This window comes from Putridiphycobacter roseus, assembly GCF_003234935.1.
Taxonomy (GTDB): Bacteria; Bacteroidota; Bacteroidia; order Flavobacteriales_D; family Crocinitomicaceae; genus Putridiphycobacter; species Putridiphycobacter roseus.
The window spans coordinates 327,241-353,005 of record NZ_QKSB01000001.1 but is presented as its reverse complement, the minus strand read 5'-3'; the positions used below and the strand labels follow the sequence as shown (position 1 = coordinate 353,005).

Sequence of the window (25,765 nt, the reverse complement as noted above, 5' to 3'; positions counted from 1 at the left end):
TACCGATTGGTATTATTTTATATATTACCTTTTTCAGATAAGAATATGGCGATTGGTTTAGTGGCTTTAAATTGAGAAAACAAAATTACCATAATGACAGTGATAATAACCGATAAAATCATACCGGTAATGCCCCATAATGCCCCCCAGAAACTTAACGCTAAAATCACAACGAGGGGACTTAAATTTAAATTGTTTCCCATTAATTTAGGTTCTACAAAGTTACCAATAATCACTTGTATTATTCCCACTACACCTAAAACAAGGCCAAAATGTAACAAGTCGCCAAATTGGAGTAGTGCAATTACAGCAGGAAATAAGGTACCAATTAATGATCCTATGGTCGGAATAAAGTTCATTAAAAAAATTAGAAATGCCCAAAATATTGGGGTGTCCACACCTATAATTACTAAGGCAAAGTAACTGGCTACACCAGTGATTAAACTGATAATCGTCTTCAAGGTAATGTAGTTACTAGTAGAAGTTTTTATTTTTTCAAGAATAACAGTAATGTCATCAAATTTTTTATTCTCAGGAAATACTTTCTTCAATTTAGTACGAAATACAGATTCCTCTAAAATTAAAAAGAGCACATAAAGTACAATCATAAAAGCATTGCTAAATAAATCGGAGATAGAGTTAAGTATAGGCGAGAATAGCTTAGATAATTTAAAGTCACCGGCATAGTCCGTGATACTTTCAAAAACGTTGACACCAAATGTCTGATCGATATTTGAATTCACCATTTTTATATTTGCTTCGTAGTTGGGTATTTGTTTACTTAATTCTTTGATGTTTTCAATAAGTACATTGATGGCTAAGCCACATAAAAGAAATAACAAAATTGCCGAAGCAAAGGTCCAAAACCAAGCTGGCAACTTACTACCAATAAAAGGGATTTTAAGGAGGAGGGTTCTAAATTCCACAATTAAAAACCAAATGAGTAGTCCCAAAATAAATGGTATTAGTAATGATTTACCAAGTACTAATAGTGCAATTACACTAATAAAAATGATTAAATAGGCAGCTACGTTTTTGGCGATCATAAGCTTAAATATACAAGAATTAGTCGGCTAAATTTGAAGAAAGCCATCTTTTATATACTTTTAATTCCATGCCCTTTTTAGTCGCAATTTCTTCAATTTGATCCATTTTTATTTTTCCTACTCCAAAATAATGGGTTTCAGGATGTGAAAAATACCAGCCACTAACGGCGGCTGTTGGAAACATAGCAAGACTTTCTGTCAAAGTAATTTTACTATTTTCAGTGGCAGCTAATATCTTAAAAAGGCCAATTTTTTCAGTATGATCTGGATTAGCAGGATAGCCTGGAGCCGGACGAATACCTTGGTATTTTTCTTTAATTAAATCATTTTTGTTTAGCTTTTCTTTTTCGTAACCCCATAATTCCTGTCTCACGATTTCATGCATTTTTTCAGCAAAGGCTTCCGCTAATCTATCGGCTAAAGCTTTTAACATAATGGCGTTATAATCGTCATGGTCTGCTTCAAATATCTTTAATTGCTTTTCTATATTTAATCCACTTGTTACCGCAAATCCTCCAATGTAATCTTTAATGCCACTTGTTTTTGGCGCAATAAAATCTGCAACAGAATGGTTGAATGCTTTGTCCGATTTTTTTAATTGTTGTCTTAAGGCGTATTGGTAATGAATAACTTCCTTTCTATCTTCGTCTTTGTATATTTCAATTACATCATCATCCACAGTATTGGCAGGCCATATTCCAACCGAGGCATTGGCTTTTAACCATTTTTCAGCAATGATTTTTTCCAACATGGCTTCCGCATCCTTAAATAACTTTGTGGCTTCTTCTCCTTTTTTCTCATCTTTTAATATGGCTGGGTATTTCCCGCGCATTTCCCAAGTGTAAAAGAAAGGTGTCCAATCGATATAGTTGATTAATTCCTTTAAGTCAAAATTTTCGTAATGTTTTACACCAATAAAATTTGGTATTTTAATGTCTTCTTGTTGCCAATCAATTTTTTGTTTATTCGATCTGGCTTCATCAATACTTAAGTATGATTTAATGCCTACTTTTTTTGCATAATTAATCCTGATTTTGTCGTATTCTTCCGCTATATTGTTGGTGAAGGTAGATTTATTTTTACCCAATAATTCACCAGCAACGGTAACAGATCTAGAGGCATCTAATACATGAACCGTGTCGCCTTTTGTATATTTTTCTTGAATTTTAACAGCCGTATGTACTTTAGAAGTTGTGGCACCACCAATTAAGAGTGGAATAGCCATCCCTTGATTTTGTAGCTCTTCCGCCACAGTTACCATCTCGTCTAATGAAGGGGTGATTAACCCACTCAAACCAATAATGTCTACGTCATGTAATTTGGCCGTTTCAATAATTTTTTCGACTGGTACCATTACGCCTAGGTCAATAATTTCATAATTATTACAGGCAAGCACAACACCTACAATATTTTTTCCAATATCATGAACATCCCCTTTTACGGTTGCCAACAATATTTTTCCATTCGTCTGGCCTTTTTCTTTGGTTTCTTCGATAAATGGAAGTAGATAAGCAACTGCTTTTTTCATTACCCTAGCAGATTTTACGACTTGGGGTAAAAACATTTTTCCAGCGCCAAATAAATCACCAACCACGTTCATGCCATTCATTAAATATCCTTCAATGACCTTAATGGGGGCATCTACCAGATGTCTTGCTTCTTCCATGTCTTCTGTCGCGAAATCTGCAATTCCTTTTACTAAAGAATGCGTTATCCTCTCTTGTATTGGCAATTTTCTCCATTCTGCAGTATCTTTAACACCTGCAGCTTTTTCGACTACATTATCTGCGAAATTCAACAAGTTTTCCGTCGCATCTTCGTGTCTATCCAATAAAACATCCTCCACTTTAGTTAGTAAATCTTTAGAAATGTTATCGTAGACTTCCAGCATACTTGGATTCACAATTCCCATGTCCATTCCTTCACGGATGGCATGGTACAAGAATGCTGAATGCATGGCTTCTCTAACTGTATTGTTTCCACGGAAGGAAAACGAAACATTAGAAACGCCACCGCTTACGTGAGCGCCGGGTAAATTTTCTCTAATCCAGCGGGTTGCCTGAAAAAAGTGAATGGCATTTTGGCGGTGCTCATCCATACCTGTCGCGACAGGGAAAATATTAGGATCAAATATAATATCTTGGGGATTAAAGTTGACTTCATTGACCAAGATGTCATAGGATCGTTTACAAATCTCAATCCTTCTTTCATAGGAATCCGCTTGTCCCTTTTCGTCAAATGCCATTACAATAACTGCCGCACCGTAGGCTTTTATTTTTTTAGCTTGGTATTTAAAATTATCTTCCCCTTCTTTTAAACTAATAGAATTAACAATAGACTTCCCTTGAACGCACTGCAGTCCAGCTTCAATAATCTCCCACTTTGAACTATCAATCATGATTGGCACCCTAGAGATATCTGGTTCAGAGGCAATCAATTTTAAAAATTTTACCATGGCCGCCTTGCCATCTATAAGGCCGTCATCCATATTAATGTCTATCACTTGCGCTCCATTTTCCACTTGCTCTCTTGCAACCGATAAAGCGGCATCAAATTCATTGGTGTTAATTAAGCGAAGAAATTTTTTCGAACCAGCCACATTGGTTCTTTCCCCTATATTAATAAAGTTTGACTCAGGGGTCAATATCAAAGGTTCTAAACCACTCAATTTCATGAATGGAATATCTGTCCATTTATATTTGTACTGTCCTGTATAGTCGGGGTGAAAGCTCATTTAAAAAAAGTATTAATTATTGATATTTGTTATAAAATTACATTAGTACGCTCCAATCGTCATTGTCAGGTCTACCCATCCAATCTTTAAATTGTTCTTTTCCACCTCTTGCTTCCCAATCGGAATCAATTGCTAATTTGGCAGAAATTCCTCCTCTTGGATTACAGATCATAGAAATTCTTAATCTTTGTGGTTCGTACACCTCAATTAAATGATCGTAAAAAATATTGATCAATCGCTCATAGGAAACAACTATGTCTCTTAAGTGAAAAGAATATTGTTTTAAAGATTTTAGTTCAACAATTTTATTAGAAGGATACATGGTGATAAATACCGTTGCAAAATCAGGTTGTTCTTTAACTCCTAAAAAAGTGAATTCTGGAATTTTTATTTTTATTTCGTAGGCCTCTTTAGAAGGATTTGGAATTGCTTTTAGAATAGTTTTATCTATTTCTTGATATAATTTTGGCATTTTATATGGTTTTATATTTAATAATTAATTCATTCATTTTTTTTATATGTTCTGGCGTAGTACCACAGCATCCTCCAACAATATTGACAATCCCTTCTTTGATAAATCCTTCAATTTGTTCTCCCATTTTATCGGGCGTTTCATCATATTCTCCCATTTCATTTGGAAGTCCAGCGTTAGGATGGGCACTGACTAATAGGTTAGATTTTTTCTTTAATGTTTTTAAATATGGTTTCATGGCATCTGCACCTAAAGCGCAGTTAAACCCAATACTTAATAAGTTAGCATGTTCTACAGATATTAAGAAAGCTTCTGCTGTTTGTCCAGATAGGGTACGACCGCTGGCATCTGTAATTGTTCCAGAAACCATTACGGGTAAATCTTTCCCTGTATTTTTCTTACAATTTTCTATGGCAAATAGTGCTGCCTTTGCATTTAAAGTGTCAAATACAGTTTCTACCATTAAAATATCTACACCTCCTTCAATTAAGCCATTAATTTGTTCTTCGTATGCAGCAACTAAGGCATCAAATTCAATGTTTCTATATCCTGGATCATTTACGTCAGGAGATATGGATAACGTTCTATTTGTAGGACCAATAGAACCAGCTACAAATCTTGGCTTGTCGGGTGTTATTTCATTGTATTTTAAACAGGCCGCCTTGGCTAACCTAGCACTGTGAAGATTGATGTCGTAGGCATATTTTTCTAACCCATAATCAGATTGGGCAATGGAAGTACCACTAAATGTATTGGTCTCAATAATGTCTGCTCCCGCAGCTAAATAAGCTTCATGAATACGAGAAATAATGTCGGGCCTTGTTAAAGAAAGTAAATCATTATTCCCTTTTAAAGGTTTATCATGGCCTTCAAACCAACCTTTTCGAAAATCGTCCTCTGTTAGTGTGTACCTTTGGATCATTGTTCCCATAGCACCATCTAAAAGAAGAATTCTGTTTTTTAGAATGTCTTTAATATTTTGCATATCATCAGTTGAAATGCGTTAGGACCGGAATTTAATGTGTTGGATAACTGCTTATATCGATTCGTGTTGAATCAGGAATTGGCACCTTCTTAGAAAACCTAAGGGTTGCCAAGGTATCGTAGGGCCGGCCCCTCCACCTTTCTTTATAAGTTAATTTATAAATGAACTACTACAAAACTAAGTAGAAAAGTATCAAAAGCAAATTAAAATTCGATTAAGTTTTTAATTTTATTCTTTTGGATAATTCATGCGTAGGTTTTTCTACCAAGCGAAATAAAGCATATGCTGCTATTATGCTGATGGTTAATCCAATTGTGACCACTAAAAATTTCTCATAAGGTAAGCTTACCCTGTGTGATAAAAAGTTTATCACTGGTTTTCCAAAAACGCTGTGCAATAAGTATAGTGAATATGATATTTTACCAAAAAACTCACCAATTCTAGGATTAAAATCTTTAAAAAAATGAATGATGGAAAGTGTTCCAATCCCTATAAGTAATTCTAAATAACTCAAATTGATGGCTACTGATAGACATAAAATAATTAATACAGGTATAAATTCCTTAAGGTTAATTTTTTTTGTGAAGTATAAGGCATATAGTATGCCTAAGCCAAAAAATGATGTCCAATATAGAAAAAAGGAGCTGTTTGAAAATATAAATGGGGTGATAAAAAGAAATAAATAAAAAACACTTCTAAAGATTAATTTCGGATGAATCATTAATGGAAATGCAATAGCTAATATCAAGTAGTATTGAAACTCGACTGATAAGGTCCAATAGACAGGGCTAATCCAGTTTGCATTTTCAAAAAATGGAATTAAGTAACCTAAATGGAGAATGATATCGTAAAAAGTAGGAGATAAGTCTAAATCCGCTGAGCCAGGCATATAATTTCGCACATTCAAATATATAATACCAATGATAACGGAAATTAAATAGGGCGGCTCAATTCTAATGAATCGCTTTAAAATAAACTTATTAAAAAGTTTATACTTAAAGTTTGCTTTGATGAGTGAAATTGGGATAACGATTCCAGAGATGATAAAGAATATTTGTACACCATATTTACCAAAACTTGCAATATCAAGGATTAGTTCTTGTTGTATAAAATCTGTAGTAGTATATATATAATGATAAAGACAGACTAATAAAGCTGCTAATCCTCTTAAGCTATTAATTACTGGAATTTGATAGTCAAAAGTTTTAGACATACTTAAGATAATTTATCAGCTAAAATTTTAATTTCAATAAATGGGGCAATTTTTTCGTAAATAATATTATTAACGGCTTCTAGTATAGGCATTTCAACGCCATACTCTTTGTTGATTTCCACCAAGCATTTGGTCGCAAAATACCCCTCTGCAATCATGTCCATCTCTAATTGGGCTATTTTTACAGAATATCCTTTTCCTACCATATAACCAAAAGTTCGGTTTCTGGAGAATTTTGAATAAGCTGTAACTAACAAATCCCCCAAGTAAGCAGATGATTTTACATCCCGGTGAATTGGATTGACTTCATCAATAAAATTTTCAATTTCTTGAATAGCATTTGAAATCAATACTGCTTGAAAGTTATCTCCATGACCTAATCCAGCGCAAATACCACTAGCAATAGCATAAACATTTTTTAATACTGCTGAATATTCAGTGCCAAATATATCATCTGATATGGTTGTTTTTATGTATCTATTGGCCATGGTTTCTGCCAAGTATTCTGCCATATCTTCGTCTTGACAAGCAATGGTAAGGTAAGAAAGTCGCTCAAGGGCAACCTCTTCAGCATGACATGGACCACAGATGATGCCGATATTGTCCTCGTCAACATCCATATATTTTTGGAAAAATTGACCAGGAATTTCATTTATTTCAGGAATTATTCCTTTAACTGCAGAAAATATATATTTATTTTCTAATAATTTTTTAGGGAAATTTTCAAATACACTAAATAAATAAGCCGAAGGTGTCGCGATAATGATTATATCTGCGGGACTTACAATTTCTTCTAAATCAGTAGAAATGTTGATTCTATTTAAATCAAATTCAACAGATTGAAGGTATTTAGGGTTGTGTCGATATTTTAATAAATGCGCGACAGAACCTTCATTGTGCATCCACCAATTTATGAGTACACCTGGTTTGGTTGTTAATATTTTAACCAAAGCGGTCGCCCAACTTCCTCCTCCAACTACAGCAATTTTTTTCTCTTGGCTTTGCATAATTATTAAAAACAAATGTAATAAATTATAAGAATATCTACTACTTTAAATGTCGATATGCTATAATATATCAAATGTTTATTGCGTATTTTATAATGGCTTCTTAAATCCGATAATATGAATTGGATTTAAACTGGATCTGTTACCAAGTTTAACTGGAGTAATTACTATGGTTTATTTACGTCTATAATGAAGTAAACCCTTTTAGGGTTAAGGACTGTAGATAGTTAAATAACTTTCTAATAGTTAATCAGTGAATAAATTATGAATTTCGTTCTGCTTTTATGGCTACAATACTTTGTGTTTTAATACAATGTCTTCTCCATAGAATCTTGCTGCCGAAGCTTGAAAACTTGCGGTTAAGTCGGATACAAAAAAGGTGTTTTTAGCTTCTTTATTTTCGTTCAGTAATCCTTCTTTTCTAAATATATCTATCATTTTTAAAGCCAGAATATCGGTTGCATCAAATAGTTTTACTTTCCCTTCAAAATAATCATTGATTTCCTCCTTGATTAAAACATAGTGAGTACATCCTAATATTAAGGCATCAATATTTTTAAATTTAGGGTGACTGAGGTAATTTTCAATTATTGTACTACTGATTTTATCCTTACTAAAACCTTCTTCAATCATTGGTGCGAGTAGAGGTGTAGGTAGAACTTCCATTAGGACACTAGGACTTCTGCGTTTCATCTTTTCTTGATAAACACCCGATTCAATGGTCGTTTTAGTAGCAATAAGGCCTACTTTTTTTAATGTATTGTCCGCAACCAAATTTTCTATGATGGGATCGATAACATTAATGATGGGGACACTTCCCTTGTATTTATCTCTTAAATATTCATAGGAAGTAGCTGAGGCAGTATTACATGCTATGACGATTGATTTTGCATGCATTTCATGGAGCAAAAAGTCGCTTATCTTTTCAACAAAAGAATGTATTCTGTCTGGTGATTTATCGCCATATGGCAGATGTGCGGTGTCTCCAAAGTAGACGATAGTTTCGTTTGGTAAAAATTTAGACACAGCATGTGCGACGGTTAATCCACCGATTCCAGAATCAAATATGCCTATTGGTCTGTTCACAAGTTAAAGATATAAAAAAAGGTGTTAAGCAGAAGCCAACACCTTAGTATTTTTTTGGTTTGAAAATGGTATTTAACCTTCTCCTAATCTAATTTTTTCTAATCGGATTATTTCCGTTTTAACTTCAGCAGAAATATCCATACCACCTTCTAAGTATAATAAAGAACCAGTTTCAAAAACATAGTTTAATTTATATTTTTGTGAGACTGTTTTCACTGCCTTTTTAAAACTTTTTTCAATCGGTGTGTATAAACGTTCGTTATAAGTTTCCAAGTCTTGTTGTGTTCTTTCTTGTTTTCTTTGCAAATCCATTTGTTGCTCCGTTAACTTTCTTTCTTTAATTTCTTTTGAAATTGCAGATAAAGAGTCCTTTGCTGCCATGTATATTTCGTAATCTCTTTCTAAAAGAGTTTGTAATTCTTGCAATGTTTTTTGGCTATCGTCAATGAATGTTTTCATTTCTTTGTCTGCCGCTAATTTAGAAGGCAAACTATCTACCACATTTGCATAATCAACATGTGCAAATTTTAAATTACTTTGTGCAAACGCAGTCGTAAGTCCAATTAAGAAAGTAAAAGCTAAAAATATTTTTTTCATTTTTTTTGTTTATTTTGATTCAGCGTTGACAAAAGTAGTTATTTAATTTGAACTATAATTAGTCAACTCTATTATTTGGTTAATTTATATGATAGTATAGACAAATGTCGTGCCTAATTATTTTGAATCGACCTCAATGTCCATATTTCTTAATACTAAATCACTGATATTGTATTTAGGATCAGCAAATAACAAAGTAGATTGATTGGCTTTATCAAAAACAAAAGCATATTTTTTATCGTCCGATACTTCTTGGATTGCTTTAAAAATTTTGTCTTGTATAGGTTTAATCAACTCTCCTCTTTTTTGAAATAGTTGTCCGTTTACGCCAAAATATTTTTTTTGAAGTTCTTTGGCCTCATTCTCTAATTTTAAAATATCCTTTTCTTTGTCTTTTTTAATTTCTTCGGGTAAAAGAATTTCTTCTGCCTGAAGGGCTCTTTTACGGCTATCAATTAAAGCGTATTTAGCTTCAATTTCTTCTTGCCATTTTATAGCAAATTCATCTAATTTTGTTTGAGATTCTTTATACTCAGGAATGTTATCCAAAATGTATTGTGTGTCAACATAAGCATAACGTTGTCCATACCCAAAACTAACTGAACCTAAAAAGGCTACTATTAAAATTATAATTTTTGTGTTCATTTTTTTGTTTTAAAAATTTATAAATCACCTAGAGAAACACCTATTACTGGGAAAATACCGAAGGAATATCCATTTCCTAAAATGTTAGTATTAAGCTCACTTGCACCAAGTCTGTCGGCACTAATAGGATCAAATCCCCAACCTAAATCAACACCCAGCATTCCAAACATTGGTAAATAAACTCTTGCACCTACACCAGCAGATCGTTTCACATTAAAAGGATTAAACGTCTTAAAATTGGTATAAGTATTTCCGGCCTCTACAAAAGATAACAAATATATTGTTGCACTTGGGTTTAAGGAGATTGGATAACGTAATTCTAAACTATATTTTGCAATTAATGGATCACCAGTAGAGGTACTTAATCCATTTGTCACGTCATATCCTCTTAAGGTTATTTGTTCTCTACCGTCATAGTTCACACTGTTGCTTAATCCGTTACCTCCTAAATAAAATCTTTGAAAAGGGGTGTTCCCTTTAGATGAAGAGTAACCACCCATAAATCCAAATCCAAATTTAGGAACTAAAACTAATTTTTTGTTTTTAGAAACAGGTAAGTACCATTCTCCTGTAAATTTGATTTTAAAATATTCTGCATATTTATATAATTCTTGCTGTGTGTAAGTACTATAATCTGTTACCCCATCAAATTTAGAATATGGAATAGTTGACTTAGTAAATAATTTAAAATTAGATCCACCTCTAGGATAAATTGGAGAATCAATAGAGTTTCTTGCAATGGTAAAGTTCAAGGAAATATCATTGGAGTATCCAGAAGCGAATACAAATCTTGAAGAAGCATTTTTTAAATCGTAATAGGTATAGTTTAGCTCACTATAAACGGAAAAGAAATCATCAGGCCACTTTAATCTTGATCCAACACCAACACCTACTGATGTAACTCCAATTTTCAAGTCGTTTGCTGCATCTGTATCCACTTCTTGTAGGATATTTGAATGCGTCATAAATGTCGTTAATGAAATTGGTTTTTTACCGCCTAACCATGGTTCTGTAAAGGATAGATTGTATGATTGGTAACCTACTCCATATGTTTGCCCCCTAAGCGATAGTCTTTGTCCATCACCAGAAGGTAAAGGAGACCATGCTTCTTTTTTAAAGAAGTTTTTTGTAGAGAAATTTGTAAATGTTAGTCCCAAAGTACCAATCAAGTAGCCACCACCATATCCACCAGATAATTCAATTTGATCAGATGATTTTTCGACAACAGTGTATTCAATATCTACTGTTCCGTCTGCTGGATTAGGAATTGGATTGATTTGGAATTGTTCATTATCAAAATAACCTAGTTGAGATAATTCTCTTTGGGTTCTAATAATATCTGCTCTACTGAATAAATCACCTGGTTTTGTTCTTAACTCACGACGGATAACATGGTCATTTGTTTTGGTATTACCCATGATTCTTATTTCCCCATATCTAGCTTCCTTGCCTTCACTTATTCTAATTTCATAATTGATTTGGTTGTTTTCGGAAATATTTATTTCTACAGGCGTCACCGTGAAAAACAAATATCCTTTATCCATGTAAATAGATGTAATGTCACTATTATCAGCACTCATGAATAACCTTTGTTCTAGTCTGGCCTTATCGTATACATCTCCCTTTCTAATACCGAGTAAAGTATCTAGTACACCACTTCTGTATTTAGTATTTCCTACCCAAGATACATCCCCAAAATAATATTTTGCGCCTTGGTTAATTTTAATCGTGATGCCTATGTGTTTTTCATCAATATCATATATACTATCGGTTACAATTTCCATATCTCTTAAACCAATGGCATTAAATTTCTCAATAATTAGTCTTTTGTCTCTATCGTAAGCCGTTTGGTTGAATTTTGAACGAGAAAAAATTCTTAAAATACCTTTTTGTTTGGTGTCTTTCATAGATTTTCTTATTCCTTTATCAGAAACCCCAAATGCTACTATTTTTCTTTTAAAGAAAGATTCGTAATGACTTAAATCTACCGTTTCATTACCAACAATGTTGATGTGGTCAATTTTAATTCTTTCTCCTTTATCTACTTTTATGTTGAATGAGCGTGCATTAAATACAGAAGTATCCATTTTTTCTTCAATGTTTACATTTGCTCTTAGATAGCCTTTTTCTTGAAAAAAACCTCTTACTAATTTCTCGGTATTTTTTACCAGAGGTTCGGTAATTACATCTCCCGATCTAAGGTCAATAATTTCTCTAATCTTATCCGCTTCACCTTTTTTTACACCTTCAAATTTGAATTTTGATAATTTCGGACGTCCAGTAAGTTTTATGTATACAAATATTTCTTCGTTAACTTCATCTATTTGGGTATAGCCAACTTCTACATTGGAGAATAAATCTTGGCTCCAAATATTTTTAATGGCACGAGAAAATTCTTCTCCAGGAACGGATACTTCTTTACCAACAGTAAGTCCTGATATAACTCGAATAGCGTCGTGGTCATAATTTTCAACACCTTGTATGTCGATAGCACCTATGGTGTATTTTTTTGGACTCAAATAATTAAGTTCGTCACCATTAATTTGGCTTAAAGCAGCAAAGCTTGTCAAAAAAATGACAAGTGTATACAATTGTTTTAAATTCATTTGTTGTTTATTTGTTCGCTGACCATTCCAAATCTTCTCTCTCTGTTTTGGTAGTCAAATATTGCCCCGTAGAGATCTTCTTCTGTAAAATCTGGCCAGAACTTTTCTGAAAAGTATAATTCACTATAAGCAATTTGCCACAATAAAAAGTTACTTAAGCGAATTTCACCGCTGGTTCTAATCAGTAATTCTGGGTGAGGTATTCCTTTAGTACTTAAATTTGCATCAATTAAATCGTTGTCTATTGCTTCTATTTCAATTTCATTGTCTTTATAACTTTGTGCTATACTTTTGATGGCATTTTTTATTTCTTCTTTAGCGCTATAATTCAATGCTAAAATTAAAGTTGTTCCAGTGTTTTTTGCCGTCTTATCGGTGGCTGCTCTTAATCTTAATGCGCAATCTCCAGGCATGGCATCAATATCGCCAATTGTTTTTACGATAACATTATTCTTGTCTAAGTCTTCAATTTCCTTAGTAATGGTATCGACAAGCAAGCTCATCAATCCATCTACTTCTTCTTTTGGTCTGTTCCAATTTTCCGTTGAAAAGGCATAAAGGGTTAAATAAGACACGCCAGCCTCAGTAGCGCCCGTTAAAGCCCGTCTTACTGATTCTACACCCATAGCATGTCCAAAAAGACGTGTTTGTCCTTTAGATTTAGCCCAACGACCATTACCATCCATGATGATTGCAATGTGTTGCGGGATATTGTCTTTATTTAATTTATTTATTATACTCATTGTGTCCGCGACAAAAGTGAAAAGTTTTTTTCACTTTCCATTAAAATTTAACTGTAAATATCTTAATTAATTGTTTATTTAACAAAGCTTAACAGCGATTAAGTAAAAAGGGGCTTGCATGTTTAAATACAACCCCCTTTTATAAAGTCTAATAGCGTAAAAAGATTATTCCGCTAAAACCAATATTTTATTGTCATTCACTTCCACAACACCACCATTGATGTCAAATGTAAAGCTATTGTTGGCTTTATTTTCGATATTTAACCTTCCTTTAAACGATTTATTTTCAGTCGCATTTTGATCAACTTTAACCGCTCCCTTAGACAAGGCAGAAATTAAAGGTGCGTGACTATCCAATATTCCAAAAGAACCGTCAAGTCCAGGTAAAATAACTTGAGTTACATTGCCTTTAAAAAGGACTTCATCCGGGGTCAATACTTCTAATATCATCTCAATAAAATTAAGCGTCAGCAATCATTTTTTCTCCAGCTTCAAGCACATCATTAATGCCACCTTTAAGGTTAAATGCAGCTTCTGGATATTGATCCATTTCTCCATCCATAATCATGTTGAAACCTTTAATTGTTTCGTTGATATCAACCAATACACCTGATAAACCTGTAAACTGTTCCGCAACGTGGAAAGGTTGAGATAAGAATCTTTGAACTCTTCTCGCTCTGTGTACAATTAATTTATCTTCTTCAGATAACTCGTCCATACCTAAAATGGCGATAATATCTTGTAATTCTTTATATCGTTGTAAAGTCAATTTAACTCTTTGTGCACAATCGTAATGTTCGTCACCTACAATCTCTGGAGTTAAAATTCTTGAAGTAGAATCCAAAGGATCTACTGCAGGATAAATTCCTAACTCAGCAATTTTTCTTGACAATACAGTAGTAGCATCAAGGTGAGCAAACGTAGTCGCTGGTGCTGGATCCGTTAAATCATCTGCAGGTACGTATACCGCTTGTACAGATGTAATAGAACCGTTTTTAGTAGAAGTAATACGCTCTTGCATAGCTCCCATTTCAGTTGCCAATGTTGGTTGATAACCTACAGCAGAAGGCATACGACCTAATAAAGCTGATACTTCAGAACCTGCTTGTGTAAATCTAAAAATGTTATCCACAAAGAATAAGATGTCAGAACCTTTTCCTTCACCATCACCATCTCTATAGTATTCTGCTAAAGTTAATCCTGACAATGCAACTCTAGCTCTTGCTCCAGGAGGCTCATTCATTTGACCAAAAACGAAAGTTGCTTTAGATTCTTTTAAAGCTTCTTTGTCGATTTTTGATAAATCCCAACCACCTTTTTCCATGTCTTCCATAAAAGCTTCTCCGTAATGGATAATGCCTGATTCCAACATTTCTCTTAAAAGGTCATTCCCTTCTCTTGTTCTTTCTCCAACACCTGCAAATACAGATAAACCTGCATAAGCTTTTGCAATGTTGTTAATTAATTCTTGAATTAAAACTGTTTTACCTACACCGGCACCACCAAACAATCCAATTTTACCACCTTTTGCATATGGCTCAATCAAATCGATTACTTTAATACCTGTAAACAATACTTCAGTAGCTGTAGATAAGTCCTCAAATTTAGGGGCATCTCTGTGAATTGATCTACCATTGGTAGAGTCTAAATCACCCAGTCCGTCAATTGCATTACCAGTAACGTTGAATAAACGTCCTTTGATAGCTTCGCCAATTGGCATTTTAATTGGAGCACCAGTTGCGATTACTTCCATTCCTCTAGTGAATCCATCAGAAGAATCCATTGCTATTGTTCTAACTACATTGTCACCAACGTGTTTTTGAACTTCTAAAACAACCTTTGTTCCATCTGCCTTAATTATTACTAAAGCATCCAAAATATGAGGAAGTTTTGTACCCTTAGAAAAGCTAACATCCACTACTGGACCAATAACTTGTGAGATTTTACCATTTACATCAGACATTATTATCGTTTTAATGTGTTTTTAAATTTGGGTGCAAAAATAGTTCTTTTTATTCTTTTAGCATAAAAAAATCCTCATTTTTTCTCTAACTTTGTCAACAAATTAAAATATATTGTGAATATATACACCGATTTGTCGGAATTTCCAAGCCTAAAAAATCCGGTAGTAACAATCGGAACTTTTGATGGTGTTCATCTGGGACATCAAGAGATAATTACTTATTTAAAAGCTAAAGCACAGGCGGTTGATGGAACATCCGTTGTCTTTACTTTTCATCCTCATCCCCGTGTTATATTGCGTCCGAATGACCATGGATTGAAGTTGATTCAAACGATTGAAGAACGTGTTGAAAAGTTAGCGCTTTTAGGAGTGGATCATTTGGTGATTTTCCCGTTTTCTATTCCATTTTCTAAATTGTCGGCTGAAGAATTCGTAAGAACAATCTTAATTGATCGGATTAAAATGCATTCCTTGGTAATTGGATATGACCATCATTTTGGTAAAAACAGAGAAGGTTCTTTGGCTGCATTAAAAAAACTTTCCCCAATTTATAATTTTAATATTTATGAAGTGGGACCATTTCAAGTAGAAGGGTTGAATATTAGCTCTACCAAAATAAGAAATGCCATTGACACAGGTGCAATTGAAAAAGTCAATAAATTCCTGGGAGAAGCTTTTCAACTCAGGGGAAAGGTGGTGCATGGGGATAAGATTGGTCAGGGGATTGGTTTTCCTACGGCTAATATCGAGCTGGGATCATCTTTAAAACTGGTGCCAAGTAACGGGGTTTATGCTGTAAAAATAAAACTTGGGACTGAATACTATACCGGTATGCTTAATATTGGAAACAGGCCAACTATTAAAGCGCATGGAGAAAAAAGAATAGAGGTGCATATTTTTGATTTTAATCAAAATATATATGGTGATGATATTGTAGTTTATTTTGTATCCTTCGTTAGGGATGAAATTAATTTTGAAAGTAGAGATGCTTTAGTGGTTCAATTAAAAAAAGATGAAAAAAATTGTCGGAATATTTTTGCTCGTATTACTTTGTAATAAAATCGGATATAGTCAAAAAAACGTTGTATTTACAAGTTTGGAGGCTGCGCTTTCTGTGTCTATAGATAGTGTGTTTCATCTAGACTTAAGCAAACAGAAGTTAAAGGAAGTGCCATCTGTAGTTTTTGAATTTAAGCAATTACTTACCATTGATATTTCAAAGAATGAGATAAAAAAAATTCCTTTAGAAATAAAAAATTTAAAACACTTACAGGTGTTGAATGCTGAAAAAAATCAGTTAAATCAGTTTCCTGTCGGGCTTTGTAATTGTGTTCAATTAACCAATTTAAATTTGGGTAGAAATGATATTGAGTCTATACCAATTTGTTTTGGGCAGTTAATTGATTTGTCTGCTGTTGATTTATGGGACAATCCGCTTAGTGGCTTACCAGAGAGCATTCAGAATTTAAAAAAATTAAATGCATTAGACATGCGTGGCATTAATTTAAATACTGCAGTTAAGGATAAGTTGAATGCTTGGCTTCCTAATACCGAGATTAAATTTGATAATGGTTGTGATTGTGGTGGTATCTAGGAATCTTTTTTCATTTCCTTATGGATGGCTGCTAAAGCCAATTCTTTATTTTTAAAAAGTTGAATTTTAAATAATGGTTTAAATTGTTTAATATAATTTTTTGCGATAATTCTAACCGGTAAAGAATTAACGATTATGGCTTCAAATTTTATTTGTTTGGCGGTTTCACATTCTCTAGCCCAATAAGTTTGCGCTTCTTTTGATACAGAACCATAAACGGCAGCCATGTTTACTAGGCTGTAAAAAGGTTTTGTCCCATTGATTTTTTGTCGTGCCGCATTTAGGGTTTTAGCTGCAGCTAAATCTACTTCTTGGTCATTTTTAAAACGCACGTATGTGATTCCTGTTTCTATTTCGGAAACATGTGAAAAACTTAATTCAATTTTTAAATTATCTGTCATTATAGGTCAATGATTTAAATGTAAGCAATTTAATTGAATGTTTTAGTTAGTGAAATGTTATTTTTTTTACAGATGGAAAAAGATTGACCTACTTATGCTTTGAAAAAAAGAGCTATTGTCTGCAGGTTTTTTGGTGTTAGTTTTTGGTGTAATTTTCTAAGGTAGGCTTGCTCTTGTTGATTTTGACTGGGGATGTAGAATGTGTTTTTTTGTAGCGTACTGAGTTCCATTAGGCTAGTGTAGCCACATTTACAAATTATTGTTTCTGAATTTACGATTAGCTGTTGAAGTTCACTAGTTGTTGGATTTATAAAAAGGATGGTATTTTTGGTAGGTGTTTTTTTGGGTTGGAGTATATTGGTTACTATGCCTATGTCGTAATTTGATGTGCTTGTAAATTGGATTATTTTATCGAGTAACTGTTCTTTGTGTGGGGAAGGTCCACTTACAATAAATAGATATTTGTAGACAAAATCATGTTGCGGTTTAAGGGTCGGTTTAAATCTCGATAAGGGACCGATAAAATAGGTGGGTATGGTTAGTTTGTGGTTGCTGAGTTTACCTGAAAGTCTCTGGTCTTGGTAGTCCGGTATCCAGCATACATCAAACTTTTCAATTTTATTTTTTAGAATTTTATTGACCATATTTTTGCCAAATGAAATGTCTAAATTTGTTTGGTGGGTTAGGAAAATACTTTTAACGGAGTTGTGGTAAAACCCATATCGGTTATCGGATATTATAAAATCAATAACGTGCTCTTTTAGATAATTTGCTAACCATTTTTTTTCAATTTTAATGGCATTTTTCAGTTTTAATAACTGCTTGCTAACTTGTAAATATAAGGAATAATTAGGGTTAAAATTAAACTGATAGCCTTCTAGTTCAACTGTTTCTATAGCGAGGCCTTCTTTTTTTATGAAATCTATTTGTGATTGGTTTCCCGCAAAAATTATTTTATTCTTTTGAAGAATTAACTTTTTTATAAGCGCAAAAGTCCTAGTGGTATGACCAGATCCCCAGTCTAAAGGGGCGATTAATACTGTTGCATTTTTTATGTCATTTGGTTGGAACATGGATAATATGCCAACAAAATTTATTTAAGCGCTAATTTTTCAATAGTTGTCACTTCATAAATGCCATTTGCAATGTCTTCTATTTCCGCTTTCATGTCTTTGTTGTTTACAAAGTTACTGTCAAACTCAACAATTGAATAATCTACTGCTCTAGCGGTATCAAAGTCCATGTAAATATTAGTTACTCCTTCCATTTTGGATAAATGACTTTTTATCGTTCTTACACATCCTATTTCACACATCATACCGCTCACCTCAAAAGAAGTTTTTGAATTAGCGCTTACTGTTTTTGGTAAGGTATTTTCAGTTTGTATTTTAGGGGTAGTAGTTTTTGTGTTTGCTTCATTACAAGATAAAAAAAGAGTCGATAATAAAGTAGCAGTTAGTAAGATTTTCATGTAAAAATATTTAATGCAAAAATAAGAAAATTACGAATTGAAAAGTTATTAAAAATAAAATGTTTTTAAAGAGGCATTGTTTTCCGGATACTTAATCTTTAAAAGTGGTAAATTTCAGGAACATAATGTAATACCAAAAAACGAATATGGCAACTTCTAAAAAAACAAAAATATTTGTAATTGACACTTCTGTAATATTGCATGATCACCATGCAATTCATAACTTTGATGAGCATGACATTGCTATTCCAATCACCGTATTAGAAGAGTTGGATAATTTTAAAAAAGGAAATGATACCAAGAATTATGAAGCAAGAGAGTTTATACGTTTCTTGGATAAATTATCGAATGAAAGTACACTGGATGATTGGATCCCTCTAGATGGAAAGGGGAAAGGAAAAATAAAGATAGTGCTAAATGCCGAGGTGAAAGACAAAGATGCAACGCTTATCTTTGGTGATAATAAAGCGGATCATCAAATATTGAATGTTGCACTAGGTTTGAAAGAGAGCACAAACGGTCGTCAGGTTATTTTGGTTACGAAAGATATTAATCTGCGATTGAAAGCTAAAGCATTATCCGTAATTGCACAAGATTATCAGTCTGGAAAAGTGAATGATGTACATACGGTTTTAAAAGGAGCAAATATCATCAAAGAAGTAGAGTCTGAATTGATTCAAGAGATATATAAGAATGGGTATACAACGGATATTTCTGTACTAGGGGAGCACCCGGTTAAAAACGAATATTTAATTTTGCAAAATGGTAAATCAACAAGTTTGGCATTTTATAATGGTCTTGAGAATCGTCTTGATAAAGTAGATAAAAGTTATGTGTATGGTATAAAACCGAAAAATGCAGAGCAATCATTTGCGGTAAATGCCTTGTTAAACGATAATATTAAATTAATTACCCTTCAAGGGGTGGCGGGTACAGGTAAGACTCTATTGGCCCTAGCAAGTGCTATTGAACAAAGGAATCAATATAATCAAATTATACTAGCTCGACCAATTGTACCGTTGAGTAATAGGGATATTGGTTTTTTACCAGGAGATGCGAATGAAAAGATAAATCCATACATGCAACCATTGTTTGATAATTTAACCTTTATCAAAAATCAATATCGTCCAGGGGAAAAAAAGTATAAACAAATAGAAGATTTACAAACGGATAATCGCATGGTAATAATGCCGCTTGCTTTTATTCGTGGACGTAGTTTATCGAATGTGTTTTTTATTGTAGATGAAGCGCAGAATTTAACACCTCATGAAGTAAAAACAATCATTACAAGGGCAGGTGAGGGGACTAAAATAGTTTTTACGGGAGACATTCATCAAATTGATACCCCTTATTTGGATGAGAATTCTAATGGCTTGTCCTATTTGATTGATAGGTTAAAAGGAAATGCGTTATATGCGCACATCAAACTAGAAAAAGGAGAACGGTCTCAATTAGCGAATTTAGCCAATGAACTTCTGTAACTTGTCTTGATTTTTTCTATAAAATGACTTGGATTGCCTTGATTTCAAAGGAATTTATATCTTTGGTACGAAAAATGTATTTATGTAATTGAATACATAAATAAATGCCATATGAAAAATTTATACACACTCATAGCCCTCATCTTATTTACAAGTTTAACGGCTTTCGGTCAAGGAAAAGTTGACTATGACTCAAGATCGAGATTTTATTTAGGTTTTAATTTAGGTGGTACTTATCACAGTAATACGGAAGTGGATGTTAATTCATTATACCGAGGAGGTGCAGGGTTTACTTTTGGTTATTCATTTGGCATGAAGCCTGGTCGACTTTTAAGTTTAGACCTTCAATTACGTTATTTATTAGCTGCTTATAGAGGGCAGTCAGATGCCAAATATACACTGAACACTAATACAATAGATGTGTTGAATGATGGCAGTCAACCTACTCAAGCATTAACCGATTATGAAGCAGCTTATGGATATTATGTACCAAACTTTCATACTTGGGTAAATGATTGGAGTTTAGAATTAAAATTAAACACGAATCGATTACGAGAAAGAACAGGATGGAACTTTTTTGCTTTGGGTGGAATCGGCTATAATAGATACCATACAGAAGTGGATTTTTACGATAATGCAAATCTTGGGTCTGTTAAAGATGAGCAAGACTTATTCGATAAAGACTTAAGTATTTCCGATTATGAAACGAGTATTGTAAATCAAAGAGATTGGATGCCCAGTTTTGGTTTGGGTATAGAAAGACAAATCACTCCCAATGCTGCCTTTACTATTATGGGAAGAATGACTTGGACAAGGAATAATGATTTTGATGGTTTAGCAAATACCTTTTCGGGTACGCCTGCCAGTACCAATGATCGTTATCATTATGCTTCTGCTGGGGTTAAGTTTTATTTGAGAGGTCATCAAAATCAGTATGTCGAAGAAGAGGATGAGCAAATTGAACTAAACAATACACCTGTTACTGGAGTTGCGCCAACTGTAATTTTTAAGCAACCAAATACAAAAATGTACTTGGTGAATAATCCAACTTATAATATTGCTGCTGAAGTACATTACGTGGCAGGTAAAGAGAATATTACTTTTACCCAAAATGGTAAAATTGTTTCTAATTATAACTATAGTGCCAATACGGATAAATTTAATTATTCGGCTTATTTACAGCCAGGAGATAATGTTTTTGTAATTCAAGCAGTGAATGGATTTGGAAAAGCAAATGCCCAAACAATTATTGTTTATAAATTGGAAACGAAACAATTACCTATAGTTACAATAACTAACCCTCATGTTACTAACCAAGTGGTTAATCAACCTAATTTTAATTTTACGGCTACCGTAGAAAATGTAGTTGGAAAAGAAAATGTATCGCTTAATTTCAATGGGGTAAATGTGCAGAATTTTTACTTCAATGGTATAAATTTAAGTACTGCATTATCTCTTGTGCCAGGTAAAAATATCATTTCTGTGACCGGTAATAATGCAGCTGGTTCAGATACAAAATCTACCATTATTATTTATGAAAAATCTCGAGCTGAATTACCACCAGTAGTCACTATATCTAATCCTGCAAGTGCGAATAGTACCGTAAATGTAAATCAGGTAAATATTATTGGACAAGCCCTACACGTTAGTAGTAAAAATGACATAACCGTTTGGATAAATGGAACAAATACCAATAGTTTTTCTTTTAATCCAAATAATAAACAAGTTGTGTTTACGGCACCTTTAGTATTTGGTACAAATAGTATTACTATAAAAGGTGTAAATAAGGATGGACAAGATCAAGCAAGTGTTAGTGTGTATTATACCCAACCTGTGGTGAAAACTCCGCCAGTGGTTACTATTACAAATCCAGCTAATGATAATCAAGTTTTTAAAACACAAAATATTACATTGTATGCTGTGGTTTCTAATGTAACAAGTAGAAATAATGTTTCTGTAATGGTGAATAATAATGCAGCCAATAATTATGCGTTTAATGCGAATACCGGTGCACTTTCTCTTCCTTTAAGTTTATTAAGTGGAAGAAATGTGGTAACTATTTCTGCTAATAATGCAGACGGATCGGATAGCAAAACACGTGTAATGCTGTATAAAAAAGCGGTGATTATTAATCCGCCAACAGTGGTTTATACTAATCCGAACCAATCTCCAATTAACAGTAACAGTAATACTTTTAATTTAGTTGCCCAGACTACGAATGTTACAAGCAAGTCTCAAATTACATTTCGTCAAAACGGTGTAGTGGTAAATACGAATAACTATAGCTTTTTGAATGCTACATTTAATTACCAAGCCGCATTAGTAACAGGCGCTAATACTTTTGAAATAAGTGTTTCAAATGCTAGCGGTATGGATAGTAAATTGACTGTAATTAATTACACGGAAACAAATTTACCGTGTATTGCACCGACTGTAGGGTATGTTGCGCCAGCACCAAATTCAACGGTTAACAATGCTGCCCAGCTTATTGAAGCGCAAATCAATAATTATACTGCAGGAACTTCAGTGCGGTTAACTTTGAATGGCGTGGTTTTGGGTGCAATGTCCTATAATAATATTACACAGATTGCAAGAAAAAATGTAACATTGAATTTAGGAAGTAACACCTTAGAGATTGATGTTGCTAACTCTTGTGGGACAAATAAATCGACCTTTATTTTAAACTATAAAGTAACTAGTCCTCCTTGTTCATTACCGGTAGTGGTTATTAAAAGTAGTGCTAGTCCAATTGCCACTAATAACTATGCTTTTTCGGCACAAGTATCTGGTACAATTACAGCCAACCAATTGACTTTATTGGTGAACGGACAGTCTCAAGCCTTTAACTTTAGTAATGGTAAGGTGACTGCAAATTTAAATTTGAATGCGGGTGCCAATACCATGGTGTTGAAAGCTGTAAATTCTTGTGGAAATGATGCGAAGTCTATTACAGTACAAGTTAATCCTTGTACTAAACCGGTAGTGATTATTAAAAGTAGTACTAGTTCAATTGCCACTAATAACTATGCGTTTTCGGCACAAGTATCTGGTACAATAACAGCCAACCAATTGACTTTATTGGTGAACGGGAAATCTCAAGCCTTTAACTTTAGCAATGGTAAGGTAACTGCAAATTTAAATTTGAATGCGGGTGCCAATACCATGGTGTTGAAAGCTGTAAATTCTTGTGGCAATGATGCGAAGTCTATTACGGTACAGGTTAATCCTTGTGTCCAACCAACGCTTCAGTTGATTTCACCATTGAAAAATATTGGCGTAACCACCTTGAGTACTTTTGTTATAAAAGCGAAGACTTCAAATGATATTAAGTTACAAAATATAACTGTCAAGCTAAATGGTAATGCCATACCTTTTGTGTTTAATGTTAACACCATTACTGTAAATGTTAATGGCTTAAAAATGGGCTTGAACAATATTAATATTGAAGTGGTAAACGATTGTGGAAAAGTAGATTTGAGCTATAATATAACTAGAAACCCATGTGTTAAACCTGTAGTGCAAATAATTAATAAGCCAGGAACAGTAGCTAGTTTAAATTATAACTTTTCAGCATTGGTGACAGGGGAGACTAACGCTTCAGCTATTTCTTTATTGGTAAACGGTACTAAAACACCGTTTAAGTTTTCTAGTAGTTCAAGCAAAATTTCAAATTCCAATTTGACGGCTAGTTTTAGCTTAAAGGAGGGGAATAACAGCATAGTATTATTGGCAAATAATAGTTGTGGAAAAACAACAAAAAGTTTAAATGTGGTTGCGGTGACTTGTGTGTCGCCAAAATTAACACCAATCAATCCAAAAGGTACAAAGCTGTCGACTAAAAATGCGAGTTATAGTTTAACGTTAGGAACTGTTGGGGTGACCGGAGTGAAAGGATTGTCTGTGTTGCTGAATGGCAAGGTAATTAAAAGTACTTATCTATCGAACAAAATAACCATAAGCATAGCCTTATTAAAAATGGGGTTAAATACGGTAAAAGTAACAGCGACAAATGCTTGTGGGTCGGCAAGTATAGTTTATTCCATTACGCGTTTGACTTGTGAAAAGCCTAAGATTCAAATTTTAAGTAGTCAAGCACCTACTACCACATTGACTTACCAATTGTCAGCAAGTATTAGTGAAATGATAAGTAAAACTGGCATAACATTAAAATTGAACGGAAAATCAGTGCCATTTACATATAGTTTAAAGACAAGGCAGTTGGCTGCGTCATTAGTATTGGTAAATGGGGGGAATACCATTTCTATATCTGCCGTTAATAGTTGTGGGTCTGAAGTCAAAACGATTAGAATTACTGGTAGTAACTGTACGAAACCATCCGTAAAAGCAGGTTACCCAACCAGTTTAAATGTAACTACAGCCAATAGTTTATTTGTGTTGACCTTAAAAACTACGCATATTACAAACCAAAATCAAATTAGCGTAACTAACAATGGTGTTGGTATTCCTTTTACCTATAATAGCAGTAGTCAGCAAGTTTCAGTTTCTGTAACCGGTATGAGTTCTGGAATGAATAATGTAAAAACGACAGTAAGTAATGCTTGTGGTTCTGATTCGGTGACTTATGTGTTGAATTATACCGGCTCAGGTTCCAAGAAACAAAGTAATGGCATGAATGCGGTGCCAAAAGGAAAGCGGTAAAAATAAAAAAAAGTAATTGAATTAAAAAAGGCAACTCTTTGAGTTGCCTTTTTTAATTTTTAATTCCCATTGTCATTAAAAATCCAAATTTTTTGATGATGTATACGTTTTTTCATGTGTGTGTGTATTAAAGATTCAAAGCTAATTTAGTGAGAATTCAAGCCGTTTAAGTCATGTAAATAATTGCTGGTAAGCTTTGTTTACTAAAATGTAGTGAATTAAGATTTAAAGGGATTGTATAGATAGTCTAATTTCGTATCTTTATACATAAAATAAGAAAAGAATGGGATTAAGGGCTTTAATTATAGACGACGAAGAATTGGCAAGGAAAAATCTAGAAATGATTCTAGAGGATAATTGTAAAAATGTAGAAGTAATAGGTGAAGCAGGCGGCGTAATAGAAGCGAAGGAAAAAATAGAAAAATTAAATCCAGATTTGATTTTTTTAGATATTCGAATGCCTAGAGGGGCGGAAGGCTTTGATTTATTGGAGTCATTAGAAAAAAGAGATTTCTTTGTCATTTTTGTAACTGCCTTTAAAGATTATGCCATGAAAGCTTTTAATGCAAATGCGGTGCATTACGTGTTAAAGCCTATTGATGCAGATGAATTGATTAATGCTGTTCAAAAAGTAGAAGAATCAAAAGCTTTGTTTCAGCAATTGCCAGATAATTATAACACCTATTTTGATTCCATTCAAAACCTATCTACTAATTTACAGCAAAAGGGATATGGTAAAAAAATTGCCATTTCTCATACGAAAGGAATTAAACTAATTGAAACGAAAAACATAGTAAATCTTGAGGCTTCTGGTAATTGTACCATGCTTCACTTTACCGACGGGAAACGGTATTTAGATACACGTACCTTAAAGGTGTATGAAAGTATTCTAAACCCTGATGAGTTTTATCGAATCCATAAATCTCATATTATCAATTTAGATGCATTAAAAGAATATTTAAATGATGATGGACACATGGCAATTTTAAAGAATGGTACGGTATTGCCAGTCGCAAGAAATAGGGTTTCTACCTTTGTGAAAACTTTAAAACATTTGTGATT

General features: G+C 33.5%; 21 protein-coding genes and 1 riboswitch. Of the genes, 5 read left to right on the top strand and 16 right to left on the bottom strand.

Annotated features, from left to right (window positions below; genetic code table 11):
• Nucleotides 1–17: 17 nt before the first annotated feature.
• The 13 genes from DNU06_RS01470 to atpD form a co-directional block, all read right to left on the bottom strand.
• Nucleotides 18–1,046, bottom strand: a complete 1,029-nt coding sequence (locus DNU06_RS01470; protein ID WP_111061430.1) for an AI-2E family transporter — start codon at nt 1,044–1,046, stop codon at nt 18–20.
• A 19-nt stretch (nt 1,047–1,065) separates the two neighbouring features.
• Nucleotides 1,066–3,780, bottom strand: a complete 2,715-nt coding sequence (gene metH / locus DNU06_RS01465; protein ID WP_111061429.1) for a methionine synthase — start codon at nt 3,778–3,780, stop codon at nt 1,066–1,068.
• 37 nt (nt 3,781–3,817) lie between these two features.
• Nucleotides 3,818–4,252: a preQ(1) synthase gene (locus DNU06_RS01460; RefSeq protein ID WP_111061428.1), complete on the bottom strand. Its 435-nt coding sequence runs from the start codon at nt 4,250–4,252 to the stop codon at nt 3,818–3,820.
• 1 nt (nt 4,253) lies between these two features.
• A complete protein-coding gene (locus DNU06_RS01455) occupies nt 4,254–5,237 on the bottom strand; it encodes a homocysteine S-methyltransferase family protein (protein WP_111061427.1) in 984 nt (327 codons plus the stop codon).
• A 48-nt stretch (nt 5,238–5,285) separates the two neighbouring features.
• Nucleotides 5,286–5,389, bottom strand: a riboswitch (SAM riboswitch).
• Nucleotides 5,390–5,451: 62 nt separating this feature from the next.
• Nucleotides 5,452–6,450 carry an acyltransferase family protein gene (locus DNU06_RS01450; protein WP_111061426.1) on the bottom strand — a complete coding sequence of 333 codons (999 nt, stop codon included), beginning with the start codon at nt 6,448–6,450 and terminating at the stop codon, nt 5,452–5,454.
• 2 nt (nt 6,451–6,452) lie between these two features.
• Nucleotides 6,453–7,457, bottom strand: coding sequence for an NAD(P)H-dependent glycerol-3-phosphate dehydrogenase (locus tag DNU06_RS01445; protein ID WP_111061425.1), 1,005 nt, complete (start codon nt 7,455–7,457; stop codon nt 6,453–6,455).
• A 288-nt stretch (nt 7,458–7,745) separates the two neighbouring features.
• Nucleotides 7,746–8,543 carry a glutamate racemase gene (murI, locus tag DNU06_RS01440; protein ID WP_111061424.1) on the bottom strand — a complete coding sequence of 266 codons (798 nt, stop codon included), beginning with the start codon at nt 8,541–8,543 and terminating at the stop codon, nt 7,746–7,748.
• Nucleotides 8,544–8,615: 72 nt separating this feature from the next.
• Nucleotides 8,616–9,140, bottom strand: a complete 525-nt coding sequence (locus tag DNU06_RS01435; RefSeq protein ID WP_111061423.1) for an OmpH family outer membrane protein — start codon at nt 9,138–9,140, stop codon at nt 8,616–8,618.
• 117 nt (nt 9,141–9,257) lie between these two features.
• On the bottom strand, nt 9,258–9,785 hold the full coding sequence (locus DNU06_RS01430) for an OmpH family outer membrane protein (protein WP_111061422.1): 528 nt from the start codon (nt 9,783–9,785) through the stop codon (nt 9,258–9,260).
• A 17-nt stretch (nt 9,786–9,802) separates the two neighbouring features.
• Nucleotides 9,803–12,391, bottom strand: coding sequence for a BamA/OMP85 family outer membrane protein (locus tag DNU06_RS01425; RefSeq protein WP_111061421.1), 2,589 nt, complete (start codon nt 12,389–12,391; stop codon nt 9,803–9,805).
• Nucleotides 12,388–13,134, bottom strand: coding sequence for an isoprenyl transferase (locus tag DNU06_RS01420; protein WP_111061420.1), 747 nt, complete (start codon nt 13,132–13,134; stop codon nt 12,388–12,390). Before DNU06_RS01420 ends, DNU06_RS01425 begins: the two co-directional genes overlap by 4 nt.
• A 165-nt stretch (nt 13,135–13,299) precedes the next feature.
• Nucleotides 13,300–13,584 (bottom strand): F0F1 ATP synthase subunit epsilon, encoded by a 285-nt coding sequence (locus DNU06_RS01415; protein WP_111061419.1) that lies wholly within the window; start codon nt 13,582–13,584, stop codon nt 13,300–13,302.
• 10 nt (nt 13,585–13,594) lie between these two features.
• The gene (atpD, locus tag DNU06_RS01410; RefSeq protein WP_111061418.1) at nt 13,595–15,097 is read right to left on the bottom strand and encodes a F0F1 ATP synthase subunit beta; all 1,503 of its coding nucleotides are present in this window, start codon (nt 15,095–15,097) and stop codon (nt 13,595–13,597) included.
• A 114-nt stretch (nt 15,098–15,211) separates the two neighbouring features.
• On the opposite strand from atpD, the gene DNU06_RS01405 reads away from it, so the two are divergent.
• Both DNU06_RS01405 and DNU06_RS01400 read left to right on the top strand, forming a co-directional pair.
• Nucleotides 15,212–16,153, top strand: coding sequence for a bifunctional riboflavin kinase/FAD synthetase (locus tag DNU06_RS01405; RefSeq protein ID WP_111061417.1), 942 nt, complete (start codon nt 15,212–15,214; stop codon nt 16,151–16,153).
• On the top strand, nt 16,110–16,691 hold the full coding sequence (locus tag DNU06_RS01400) for a leucine-rich repeat domain-containing protein (protein ID WP_111061416.1): 582 nt from the start codon (nt 16,110–16,112) through the stop codon (nt 16,689–16,691). Before DNU06_RS01405 ends, DNU06_RS01400 begins: the two co-directional genes overlap by 44 nt.
• Here DNU06_RS01400 and DNU06_RS01395 read toward each other — a convergent pair.
• From DNU06_RS01395 to DNU06_RS01385, 3 genes are all read right to left on the bottom strand, one after another.
• The gene (locus DNU06_RS01395; protein WP_111061415.1) at nt 16,688–17,092 is read right to left on the bottom strand and encodes a DUF7793 family protein; all 405 of its coding nucleotides are present in this window, start codon (nt 17,090–17,092) and stop codon (nt 16,688–16,690) included. The two genes, DNU06_RS01400 and DNU06_RS01395, sit on opposite strands and share 4 nt — an antisense overlap.
• A gap of 92 nt (nt 17,093–17,184) precedes the next feature.
• Entirely contained in the window at nt 17,185–18,165 is a 981-nt protein-coding gene (locus DNU06_RS01390; protein WP_111061414.1) for a hypothetical protein, read from the bottom strand.
• A gap of 20 nt (nt 18,166–18,185) precedes the next feature.
• Nucleotides 18,186–18,563 carry a heavy-metal-associated domain-containing protein gene (locus tag DNU06_RS01385; RefSeq protein WP_111061413.1) on the bottom strand — a complete coding sequence of 126 codons (378 nt, stop codon included), beginning with the start codon at nt 18,561–18,563 and terminating at the stop codon, nt 18,186–18,188.
• A 146-nt stretch (nt 18,564–18,709) separates the two neighbouring features.
• Here DNU06_RS01385 and DNU06_RS01380 point away from each other — a divergent pair, with 146 nt between their 5' ends.
• The 3 genes from DNU06_RS01380 (at nt 18,710) to DNU06_RS01370 (ending at nt 25,763) form a co-directional block, all read left to right on the top strand.
• Nucleotides 18,710–20,044, top strand: coding sequence for a PhoH family protein (locus DNU06_RS01380; protein ID WP_111061412.1), 1,335 nt, complete (start codon nt 18,710–18,712; stop codon nt 20,042–20,044).
• A gap of 111 nt (nt 20,045–20,155) precedes the next feature.
• A complete protein-coding gene (locus tag DNU06_RS01375) occupies nt 20,156–24,703 on the top strand; it encodes a hypothetical protein (RefSeq protein ID WP_111061411.1) in 4,548 nt (1,515 codons plus the stop codon).
• A 283-nt stretch (nt 24,704–24,986) separates the two neighbouring features.
• On the top strand, nt 24,987–25,763 hold the full coding sequence (locus DNU06_RS01370; RefSeq protein ID WP_111061410.1) for a LytR/AlgR family response regulator transcription factor: 777 nt from the start codon (nt 24,987–24,989) through the stop codon (nt 25,761–25,763).
• Nucleotides 25,764–25,765: the final 2 nt, after the last annotated feature.